The organism is Streptomyces sp. NRRL WC-3549 (assembly GCF_000721935.1).
In the GTDB taxonomy this organism is placed as follows: Bacteria; Actinomycetota; Actinomycetes; order Streptomycetales; family Streptomycetaceae; genus Streptomyces.
Genome location: NZ_KL585403.1, coordinates 42482 through 53794, shown reverse-complemented (window position 1 = coordinate 53794; position 11313 = coordinate 42482). Strand labels below are relative to the sequence as shown.

The 11313-nt window shown below is 73.6% G+C and carries 6 protein-coding genes and 1 pseudogene; 1 reads left to right on the top strand and 6 read right to left on the bottom strand.

Annotated elements, in window-relative coordinates; all coding sequences use genetic code 11:
* The 6 genes and pseudogenes from IH13_RS0117620 to IH13_RS0117595 all read right to left on the bottom strand — a co-directional run.
* Window positions 1-589 (bottom strand): annotated as a pseudogene (locus tag IH13_RS0117620) (hypothetical protein); the annotation flags it as partial.
* Window positions 590-668: 79 nt separating this feature from the next.
* A complete protein-coding gene (gene fxsT / locus IH13_RS0117615; RefSeq protein ID WP_031085536.1) occupies window positions 669-5024 on the bottom strand; it encodes an FxSxx-COOH system tetratricopeptide repeat protein in 4356 nt (1451 codons plus the stop codon).
* Window positions 5024-6073: an AAA family ATPase gene (locus tag IH13_RS0117610; RefSeq protein ID WP_031085534.1), complete on the bottom strand. Its 1050-nt coding sequence runs from the start codon at window positions 6071-6073 to the stop codon at window positions 5024-5026. The genes fxsT and IH13_RS0117610 overlap by 1 nt, the downstream gene beginning before the upstream one ends.
* Complete coding sequence (locus IH13_RS0117605; protein WP_234433318.1) at window positions 6070-7560, bottom strand: VMAP-C domain-containing protein; 1491 nt, start codon at window positions 7558-7560, stop codon at window positions 6070-6072. Before IH13_RS0117605 ends, IH13_RS0117610 begins: the two co-directional genes overlap by 4 nt.
* Window positions 7561-7763: 203 nt before the next feature.
* Window positions 7764-8771: a LacI family DNA-binding transcriptional regulator gene (locus tag IH13_RS0117600; protein ID WP_031085532.1), complete on the bottom strand. Its 1008-nt coding sequence runs from the start codon at window positions 8769-8771 to the stop codon at window positions 7764-7766.
* Between the two features lie 494 nt (window positions 8772-9265).
* Window positions 9266-9895 carry a hypothetical protein gene (locus IH13_RS0117595; protein WP_031085529.1) on the bottom strand — a complete coding sequence of 210 codons (630 nt, stop codon included), beginning with the start codon at window positions 9893-9895 and terminating at the stop codon, window positions 9266-9268.
* Window positions 9896-10173: 278 nt separating this feature from the next.
* On the opposite strand from IH13_RS0117595, the gene IH13_RS0117590 reads away from it, so the two are divergent.
* A partial coding sequence (locus IH13_RS0117590) for a VanZ family protein (protein WP_063837458.1) occupies window positions 10174-11313 on the top strand: 1140 nt, incomplete at its 3' end.

Sequence of the window (11313 nt, the reverse complement as noted above, 5' to 3'; positions counted from 1 at the left end):
CGGCTGCCGCGTCCCGGGTGTCCCCGTCGGCCTGGACCGGGCTGTCCGCGTCGAGGGCCGCGGAGACGAGGGCGGCGGTCAGCGCCCGGCCCAGGACCCGGGCCAGTGCCTCGGCGTCCAGCGCCTCGGCGGCCGGGGCGAGCAGCGGGGGGGGGAGCCGTACCGCCTGGTCGGGCAGCCCGGGGCCGAGCGGGCCGGCGAGCGGCTCACCCTGTGCGGCGAGGTCGAGCAGGAGGGCTCGGGGGCGTTCGTCCGGGAAGGCGGCGCCGGGCGGTACGACGCCGGGGGCGGCCCCGGCCGCCGCGACGGTCAGTTCCGCCAGGGGGTCGTCGTAGAGCCGGGCCCACAGCTCCGCCTCGTCGGCCGGGCCGTCCGGGGACCCGGTGCTCCGCCCCGTCCCGGCGCCGGGTCCGTCCGGGATGCTGAGGCCTCCCGCGGCGAGGGTCGCCCCGTGCGTCCCGCCCCACGGGTAGGCCACCAGCCGCACCTCCGGGGCGGCCTCCGCCAGCCCGGACGCCACCCGGTCGAGCAGCGTGGCCAGATGGGGTTCTCGTACCCCTGTGCCATGGGTGAAGACCACCGTGGTCATGTGTACGCCCCCGTCCCCTCGTGGCCGTCGGCCCGGACCGCGCCCGGGCCGACGGCTCCTTTCCGGCCGCCCCCGCGTGTCACATCGGCAGGGGCGTGATGTCGCATTCGATGCGCTGGCGCAGGCGGGCCGCGGTGTGCCACGGGTGGCTCTCCCCGAGGAGGCGCGCGAGGCCCGCCACGGCCGCCGCGTTGAGCCGGTCGGCCGCCTCGGACTCACCGAGGCCGCGCCGGTCCAGCGAGAGGTTCGCCGTGCAGGCGAGGGTCAGGGGGTGGTCGGCACCGGCCGTCGCGGTGAGCTTGGGCAGGACGTCCTCGTCGACGGCCCTGGCGCGTGCGAAGTCGAGCCGCGCGTAGTGGTCGTTGGCCCGGCACATCGACGCGGTGAGCGTGTTGACATGGGTCTCGCCCAGGGACCCGTGCAGGCTCTCCACCGCCTCCGTGTCCAGGACGTCGGCCCGGTCCACGTCACCCTGCGCCCGGAGGGTCGCCGCCAGGTTCACCTTGGCGAACTGGGTGTACGGGTGGTGCTCGCCCAGGACCTTGCGGTAGGCGGCCAGCGTCTGCTCTCCCAGCTCCCGGGAGCCGGCGAAATCGCCGTTCAGCCGGCGTTCGACCACGGCGTGCACCGCCGCGGCGAGCGCGTCCGTGTTGTTCAGGCCGTAGCGGGTGGTGAACCGCTCCAGTGTCTGCTCGGCCAGCGCGGCCCCGTCCTCGGCGACACCGGCCCGGCGGCGGCACACCGCCAGGTTGAGCGCGGCACGGATGGTGGCCGCGTTCGTCGCGCCGAAGTGCGTCACGTACGGCTCGTAGGTGGACTCCTGGAGCGCGCGCGCCCCCAGGTAGTCGCCCGCCTCGCGCATGTCGATGGCGAGTCCGTTCAGTGTGTTGAGGGTGAGCCCGTTGACCGGCCCGTACAGGAGTTCGCGCTGCCGGGTCGTCTCCTCGTCGATCTCCCGGGCCTCGGCGAAGTCGCCGTTGAGCCGGAGGGAGACGCAGTAGTCGTGCGCCGCGCTCAGCGTGGTGGGGTCCTCGGGCCCGAACAGGTCGCTGGCCCGGGTGAACGCCTCCTGGGCCAGTTCGCGGGCCTGGCCGAACTCGCCCTGGTGGCGCAGCGCCCCGGCCATCTGCCACATGGAGTCGATGAGTTCCTCGTCGGGGATGTCCGCGCCCCGGGAGATCGCCAGCGCCCGTTCGTTGTGGACGACGGCCTCGTCGGGGCGCCCGAGGAGGCGCAGGTAGAAGCCGAGCAGCTTGGTGATCCTGATGACGTGCAGGTCCTCGTCGCCGGACTGGGCGCGCCACGCGGACCAGGCCAGCCGGGCCTGGGCGGCACCCGATTCGTGCGCTCCCCAGTAGTAGAGGAAGAACACCATGTCGTAGACGAGGTCGCGGACCCAGGCGTCGGAGCTCTCGACCGCCCCGGAGGCGATCACGTGCGGCAGGATCGCCTGGTAGGCGGGCCACTGGTCGGGGGCGGCGGGGGCGCCGGGCTTGGCCGTCGTGAGCAGCAGGTGGGCCGCCCGCGTCATGATCTCCCGCTCCCCGGGGTCCATCCGGGCCACGATGACGTTCTGCATCAGGCGGTGCATCTGCAGGGTGCCGGACTTGTGGTCCAGTCTGACCAGGGACAGCTTGCTGAGGTCCCGGGTGGCGCGGGCGAGCAGCAGGGGGTCGCGCAGCACCGGGTCGAGCTCGGGTGTGATCTGGACGTTGCGGCCGCCCCTGAACAGGTTGAGCGGGATGGGTTCCGGGGCCATGCACGCGCAGATCTCCAGGAGTTGGCGCGCGGCCGGGTTGTCCTGCGAGAGGCGGCCCAGTGAGATGTCCCAGACCGCGGCGACGGGCAGCGGGTAGTCGGGCGACGGGTCGAGTTCGAGGATCTCCGGACGGCGCTCCTCCAGCAGGCCGAGGTACTCGTCCACGGGCATCCCGGTGGCGGCGTGCCAGGCTCCGGCCTGCTCGACGGCGAGCGGGAGGTCGCCCAGTGCGGCCGCCAGCCGGTCGGCGTCGCCGGTGCCCAGGCCGCGGGCGCGGCGCTGGAGGAGGGCGATGCTCTCCTCGCGGTCGAAGACATCGACGCTGAGGGGGGTCGCGACGCGTTCCCACTCGCGGTTGCGCGAGGTGACGATGATCTTCCCGGCGCCCCCGTTGGGGAAGTAGGACCGTACGGACTCGACGTTCTCGGCGTTGTCGAAGACCAGCAGCCAGTTGTCGAACGGCTTGCCGGTGCGCAGGGCCTCACGTACGGCGGGCACCGCGGCGTTGGCCTGCGGTCCGACCTCCAGGCCGAGGCTGCGGGCCAGGTCGGCGAGGGCCCCGAGGATCAGGTTCTCCTGCTCCGCGGGGATCCACCAGATGACGTTGTACTCGCGGCTGTGCCGGTAGACGTACTCCACGGCGATCTGCGACTTGCCGACCCCGCCCATGCCGTGCAGCGCGTGCGGCAGGACGGCGGTCGTCTCGTCCTCGCGCAACTGCCGCTCGACCGCGGCCAGGAGGCTCTCCCGCCCGGTGAAGTTGGGGTTCTTGGGCGGCACGTTGCCCATGATCTTCGGCTGACCGCTGCGGACGAAGCGCAGTTCCGGTGCGGTGGCTTCCATGCGCTCGTCGGCCCTCCGGGCATCCTGGTCAAGGTCTGGGGGTGTCGTGGACGACACGGGTCCTCCTGGTGGGGCGGCCGGATGCGACCGGAGATCGCGGACATGGTCATTCACATCGAATGCCTCTTTATCATCATTCGGTACCGAGCCGTGCCGGATCACCCCACCGAGCCGGGACGCCCTGCGCCGGTAGGGCAGGCCGCCCAGGGCGCGGAGCACGGCAAGCTCGATGCGGAGCCAGGCCGGGCCGCCCTCACCGTCCGGGAGCGCCGCCCGTGCGGGGTCGCGCAGGGCCGCGCGCAGCCGGACACCCGGGGTCCGGACGGCCCGTGACTCGGCCAGCAGGCCCACCGCGCGGACCAGTTGGGAGCGGCTGCTGGTGGCCAGCAGCGCCTCGCGTACGCCGTCGGCGAAGTCGGGACCGCTCTCCCCGTCCCGCTCCCAGTCGATGAGGCCGCCCATCATGATCTCGGCGAGATGGTCGGGGCGTGACTCGGGGAAGGCCTGGTCGCGCAGTTCCTCGACGACGTCGAAGCGCAGGGGCGCCACCGCCAACAGGACGGCCAACTGCCGTGCGAGCGGGCTGGCGAGGGAGACGAAACGGCGCACGGCGTCCGCCGCCGCGCGCGGTCCGTCCGTCCGGGGGGTGCGGAGCCCCGGTGTGGGGACGCCCTTGGCCATCGCGCCGGCGAGCACCACCGGCAGCGCCCGGCGCACGCCGCGTTCCCCGGTGACCAGGTCGACCCAGGACCGGAACGATTCCGGGCGCAGACTCAGGACGGGAACGGCCACCGCGCCGTCACCCGTATCGGGTAAGGCGCGCGCGTGTTCGGGTACCCCTTGTGGGGGACGGCAGTGGAGGTGGCGGTTGAGCGCGCCGAAGCCGGCGGCATCGAGCCGGGCCCGGAAGGGGTAGACCGAGGACCGGTGGCGCAGATACGGGGGCAGCAGGTGGACCAGCGCGGTGGGCCCGGCGGCGGAGAGCCGGCCCAGCAGCTCGTCGGCCCCGCGCTCCGCCCAGCCGGGGGCGAGGCCGTCGGTGACGACCAGGAACAGCCGTGACCCGCGGCCGTCCAGGAGCTCGGCCGGATCGGCGTCGCGGTTGCCCGGCCAGCGCAGCACGGGCGACGCGCCGTCGGGCAGGGCGACGTCGACGGTGCGTACGTTGCGGAAGGCGCCGCTGTGCACCGCCTCGTCGGCCAGCCGGCCGACGGTGCTCCTCCAGACCGGCATGGTGGGCGCGTCGTCGACGAGCAGCATCAGGTCGAAGGCGCGTTCCTCGGCGGGTTCCACGTAGGGGATCCACAGGCCGTCGGTGAGCCCCCTCTCCGCGGTACGGACTTCGTCGAGCCGGTGCGCGTGGCGCGAGGGCACCCGGCGGAGCAGTCCGCGCAGGGGCCTGGCGAGGCGCAGCGGGACCACGCGGCGCGCCGGGCGCGGTCCGGCGGCGAGGAAGGATTCCGGGCGGCCGGTGGTGGCGGTCTCCACCGTGTGCAGGGCCAGGTCCCGGACGTCCGCGTCGGACCGGGCGCTCGCGGCGGGTACGGTCTCCGGCGCCCCGTGCCCCGCGGGGGGCGGCGGGACGTCGAGGGACGCCGGGACGTCTGCGGGCGGGCCTGGGCGCCGGCCGGGCGTCTCGGCGGGGCCGGTCGCCGTGTCGCCCGCCGGGGTCTCGGCCGCCGGGGAGTGGTCTGCCCGGCGCCATGCGGCCGCCAGCCAGAGGGCGTCGCCCAGGTCCTGCCAGCTCGCGTCGCCGTCCGCCTCGTGCGTGGCGGTGGCGCCGGACGCGACCGTCGGGTCGTCCGGGGCGCGCTCCCGTGGCGAGCCGTTCATCAGCGGCCTTTCGAGAGGTCGCGGAGAAGCATCTCGACGAGCTTACGCCCGTCGCCGTCGGCCCGGAATCCGTGGGCCGTGGTGAGTTGGACCGCGTTCAGCAGCTGGTCGACGGACTGGGTGCCCCCGCCGTCCAGCCGGCGCACGAAGTCGTCCACGAGGTCCTCGACGCCCTCGGGGTGTTCCCGCAGGTGGCTGACGACGATGGAGACGAGCTGCTCGCGGCTGGGCGGTCGCATCTCCAGGGGCAGGCAGCGGCGCCGGAAGGCGGCCGGGAACTCCCGTTCGCCGTTGCTGGTGATCACGACGACGGGGAACTCCGCGCACTCGACGCGGCCCCCCTCGACGACCGCCCGGCCGCGCGGGTCGTCGGTGAGGACGGAGACCTCGCTCGCTCCGGCGCGCACCAGTTCGGGGATTTCGTAGCTGCCGTTCTCCAGGACGTGGAGCAGGTCGTTGGGCAGGTCGATGTCGCTCTTGTCCAGCTCGTCGACGAGGAGGACCCGGGGCCGCTCGTAGGCGAGCAGGGCAGTGCCGAGTGGTCCGAGGGTCAGGAAGTCGCCCAGGTCGGGAGGGCCGGTGGTGGCGCCCTCCGCGCCTTCGGCACCGGCCCGCCAGGCCGCGATGGCCTGCGCGCGGCCGATGGCGTCGTAGTCGTACAGGCCACCGCCGAGGGTGGTGCGGCTGACGATGCTCCAGGGCAGGACACGGCCCAGGCCCAGTTCCTGGGCGAGCAGATACGCGAGGGTCGATTTGCCGACTCCCGGCGGTCCCGTGACGAGCAGGGGGCGGCGCAGCAGGAGCGCCGCGTTGACCGCGTCGATCTCCTCCTCGCGCAACTGGGGTCCGTCCCGTACGACACCGAGCCGGCGCCGCGCCGAGGGCGTGTCCTCGGGCGGGGGCTGCTGGAGGGGGCCGCCGGAGAAGACGCGCCAGGGCGGCGGTGGGGGCAGTCGGGGCGGTTCGGCCTCGGGGGGCCGCCCCGTCGCGTGGAAGACCCGCCAGGAAGGCGGCGCGACAGGCGGCGCCACCGCGTCCTGCTCGGTCATGCCGTCAACTCCTCACAGTCGACCAGGCGGTTGGGGTCGTCCCAGAAAAACGCCAAATGTCTACCCACGAATAGTCCACCACGATCCCTCCCTTCGGCTTCTTTACGTAACTGACTCACCTTGCCCGGCAGTTGGGACGGCGGGTGTCCCAGCAGCAACGTCAGCACCTCACCCGACAGGTCGGGGCTCTCCGGTCTGCGGTCCCAGGCGGCGAGGCCCACGCCCTCGTCGATGGCGGCCATGAGCGCCTCCAGACCATGGCCCGGCAGTGCGGGGACGTCGAGGATGACCGCGGTCAGCCGGGGCTCGGACGCCAGCGTGGCGTGCCAGTGGCCCAGGTGTCCGTCCGGCTCTCCGTACCAGCGGAAGGTCTCGGCCACGCCCGTCTGCCTGAGCCGCCGCCAGCGGGCGTGCCACCGCCTCAGCTGTCTCGGGTCGCGGGCCCTCATACGGTCCAGGCTGCGCAGGTGGATCCGGTAGCGGAGCCCGAGGGGTACCGGGTCACGGGTGCGCGTACCCACTCCGATCCGGGCCATGTCATCGTTGAGGTACTGGTACGGGAGGACGAACTCGACCTGGACCGGCGGCTCGTCGTCCGCCTCCGCCACCTCGGCCCAGCGTGCCTCGCCCCGGCCCACCGCCCGCTCGATCGCCTCCGCCAGGGTGTCCCGCGTCGCCCGTTCCACGTCTCCGGCCACCGGCTCCCAGTAGCCCGACGCGGCGTTGACCCAATGACGCACGTAGACGTCGGCCGACCCGTCGTCGGCGGGTTCCGCCATCACGACGAGGCAACGCGGCACCTCGGGGTCGGCCCTCGGTAAGGCGGCGATCGCCTGGCGGCGGGTTTCCAGGGCGGCCACGGCCTCCGGTCCCGCGTCGCGGGCCCAGCGGTCGGACCACTCACGGAGCTTCTCGCGAAGCCCCGGTGGCCGGCCGGGGGCCAGGACCTCCAGGAAGACCAGAGCCGGCGGCAGTCCGTCGGCCTGGGCACTGACCTCGCACAGGAAGTCGAAGCGCTGCGAGGGGGACTGTCCGTGCGGGAGGTCCACCAACCCCAGCTCGTGGCAGAGCAGGGCGTACAGCTCGCTGTCGTCGCGGGCGGGGATCTCGGCGAGCATCCGCCGCGCCTCCTGGACCGCGCCGTCGTCGAACTCCGGCTCCAGCCCCGCCACGGCCTCACCGGGCCAGTCGCCGGTCAGCCGGGCCAGCCTGGCCGAGTCCTCGGGACCCGCCAGGGCCCCCACCGCCTGGACGAGGGCATCCAGACCCCGGGTGCGCTTCATCACGTCCATGACGAGGGCCACCATCTCCGCACGCGGGCTCCTCCGCATGTAGGTGAGCTCCGTCTCGAGGACCATGCCGACGAAGCCCACGAAGAGCGAGCACTGGTCGGGGTCGCGCACGCAGGGCAGGGCGCAGAGCTCGTTGACCAGTTTCACCACCAGGTAGGCGCCGCTCTCGCCGGGCCCTTGCGCCACATGTGTCATCACCGACCATCCCCCACCGAGCCGGTCCCCCTACGGCCGATCGCGAAGTTATCACGTCGGATCTTCAGCAACCAGGTTCATTCCCGGGCCCGTCGGCCTCTACTCCGCCGCCGGCACCACACGTACCGCAGGGCGCCCGGACCCCGTTCCGTACCGCCGGGCGGCCGCCCCTCCGACGGGCCGGGGCCAAGCCGGTACCGCGGTCAGGCCGGGGCCGGGCCCGTACTCTCCCGGATCGTCAACTTCGGTGCCAGGAGCTCGACTTCCTCCGCGTCGCGGCCCGCGAGCTTCGCCACCACCTGCTCCACCGCGCGGCGTCCCATCTCCTGGGCCGGAATGGCGACGGAGGTGAGCCGCACGGAGGCGCCCGTGGCCACCTGTTCGGGGCAGACGGCCACGACGGACACGTCCTCCGGCACGGCGCGGCCCTGCTGCCGGAGCAGGTTGAGCAGCGGTTCGACGGCGGCTTCGTTCTGCACGACGAAGCCGGTGGTACCGGGGCGTTCGTCGAAGATGCGGGAGAGGGTCGTGCTCATCGCCGCGTACCCGCCCTCGCACGGCCGGTGGAGGATCCGGGCCCCGGTCTGCCGCCCCTTGGCCCGGATGCCGTCCACGGTGCGCTCGGCGAAACCCGTGTGCCGCTCGTAGACGGCGGGGGCCTCCCCGATCACCGCGATCTCGCGGTGCCCGAGTCCGGCGAGGTGTTCCACGCAGAGCGCGCCGGTGGCCTCGAAGTCCAGGTCCACGCAGGTCAGACCCGTCGTGTCGGAGGGCAGCCCGATGAGGACGGCGGTCCGGCCCGAGTCCCGGAGCAACGGCAGCCGCTCGTCGTGCAGTTCGACGTCCATCAGGATCATCGCGTCGGCCAGGGAGCTCCCGGCGATCCGGCGGACGGCCGCGGGCCCTTCCTCGCCGGTGAGCAGGAGCACGTCGTAGCCGTGCGTACGGGCGGTGGTGGCGACGGCGATGGCGATCTCCATCATCACCGGTACGTACATGTCGGTGCGCAGCGGCACCATCAGCGCGATGATGTTGGTCCGGCTGCTGGCCAGGGCCCGCGCACCGGCGTTGGGGTGGTAGCCGAGCTGCTGGATGCTGTGCTCGACCCGCTCCCGGGTGGAGGCGGAGATCGACCGCTTCCCGCTGAGGACATAGCTCACCGTGCTCGCGGAGACTCCGGCGTGCTGGGCGACCTCGGCAAGCGTGACCATTCAGCTCTCCCTTACGTGGGGCGGGGAGAGAGTCGGGCGAAGCGCTTCGACGGTGTCTCCCGCTCCGTTCTCCGACTCTGACGTGCACAGACACCGGGGAGCCTAAACTCGCTCACCGACGCTGTCCAGGGTGGGACCCGAGGGAGTCGAAGCGCTTCGACCCGGTGTCCCGGATCGGCCTGCGGCCCACGGTGGCTCAGGACGCCTCCGGTGTCCAGCCGACCGCCCGGCTCCCCGGCGGCCCCACCACGGCCCGGTGGCCGGCGGCGGGGCGTGCGGGGCGGGTCCCCTTCCCGGCGGCGGGCACCGGGGCGGCCGGGGCGCGACCGGGCGGGGCGGCACCGGCGGGGCGGCACCGGTCTCCCCGGCGAGCGGAACCGGCGGGGCGGCACCGGTCTCCCCGGCGGGGCGGCATCGGACTCCCCGGTGAGCGGAACCGGCGGGGCCGCATCGGCGGGGCGGCATCAGCGGGGCGACGTCGACCGGCCGGCAGGTCAGCAGGCCAGGAACCCCCGCGCCGCCGCCGTACCCACCGCCACGTCCCAGCCGGTGGGCGGGACGACCGCGGCCAGGAGGGTGTCGTCGACCGCTCCGTCGGCGGCGACCAGCGCGTCGACGGCCTGCCGTGCCCGGTCCTCGTCGTCGGGCTCGTGCCCGGTAACGGCCCTGATCACCGCGTTGGTGCGTTCGGCGTCGAGGGCGGGCAGGCACACACTGTTGAACCCGTCGTCGGCGTCGTAGGCGGCCCGCCACCACGTGCTCCCGTCGAAGCCGTAGACGAACCCGAGGAAGAGGTCCGCGTCGGCCTCCCGGACCCGTCGCACGGGCGGCTCCCACCAGGCGGGCGCGCCGGCCAGCAGGTCGGTCTCCCTCTCCTCGTAGAAGTCCGAGGCTTCGGCGTAGTACGTCTCCGAGTCGTTCCGGTCCTGCCCGAGCAGCACTGCGCGCCCCTCGTCGAGGTGGTGCAGGTCGGCCCAGCTGCCGTGCCCGTCGTCGTAGTGCCAGAGCGGCCAGACGGCCTGGCACCGTTCACCGTGTCCCGCGGCGGCCTGGACCGCAGCGAGCGCCGCCCAGCGCCCGCGCAGCGCCATCGGGTCGGGAAGGTCGAGCTGCACCAGGGCCACGGCCGGCTCCTCAGGGTGGGACGAGCGAGGGTCAGCCCTCTGGTGCCCGGGATCTCGCGTTCGTCACCCGCCGCGCACGTCCGTATCCGGCGACGGCGGTCCCGCACGTGCGCGCCCGGGCCCGCCGTCCCACCGGCGTCCGGGGGGAACCGGACGGGGCCGGCGTGCAACCCTGTGCAGGGGGTCCGACCTGCGGCACCTCCTGGTGAACGGCCCCGCCGGCGAACCGCGTTCGTCCCGGCCGAGGGCTGACTGCATGTCAAAGGTGTTGTGCACTCATGCTCGAAGCCGTCTTCAAGGATCAGGGAGCGTTCGTCCTGGTCGCCGCCGCGGCCGTTCTGGCCGCAGCTCTTGCGGGGTACCTCCTGGCCCGGAGGTACGCCCGGCGCCCCTGGTCGTGTGCCGGGCTCGCGGCCGCGCTGACGGCCGAGCTCGGCGTCACGCTCTTCCTGCCGTCGCCCGGAGGCGTCTTCGGCGAGTGCGTCGTCAACCGGGACCTGGGTGAGCCCTTCGCGACGGAGCAGGGGCTGCTCAATGTGGCGATGTTCCTGCCCCTGGGCTTCCTCGGCGTGCTGGCCCTCCGGCGCGTGGTGCCGGTCCTCCTGGGGGCCGTGCTGCTGTCCGTCGTGACCGAGCTGGGCCAGGGGCTGGTTCCGTGGATCGGACGGTCCTGTGACTCCAGCGACGTACAGATGAACGTACTGGGCGCGGCGCTGGGGGCCCTCGCCGGTGCGGCGTCGGTCCGGGCGGCCCGTCGTGAACTGTGTCCTCTGACGTCCGCCCTCGGACCGGCACTCCTCGCCTTCGGCGCCGGCGTCCTGGCCTGCGGTGTGGTGGCGGGTCTCTGGATCACTCCGGTGATCGTCGACTCGACCAGTCTGCGGATCGCGGGAAGGGCGGAGAAGGATGCGGCGCGTCAGGCGGTCTCGACTGCGTTCGACGACCACGAGAAGATCGCGAACGTCCAGGTCATGCCCCGGCAGGACGGAGGATCGGCCAGACTTCTCATCGCTCTGAAGACGGGGTCCGCCGAGCTGAGCTGGCCGGACCGGGAGGAGTTCTCGGCCGACTTCTGGGCGCCGCCGGAGCCGCCCGGCCCGTCCGGCTACCCGGTGCCGGGGGCACCGTCCGCGGCGCCCGAGAGCGCCGAGGACGCCCTGCGTACAGCCACCTTGTACGCGAAGGAACGATTCCCCTGGGCCTTGTCCGGGTCCACCGCGACCTCCACCCCCGTCGGGCCTCAGGCGGAATCCGGCTGGGTGGTCGCGTGGCGTGGGCGCACCGACGGGGTGGTGGCGCCGACGCGGCTGGACGTCCGGATCGACCGCGAGGGCCACGTGGTGGAACTGCTCGCACGGCACGTGGAGGACGCGCCCACCACGTTCCCCCCGCGCCGGGTGAGTGAACGGCAGGGGCGG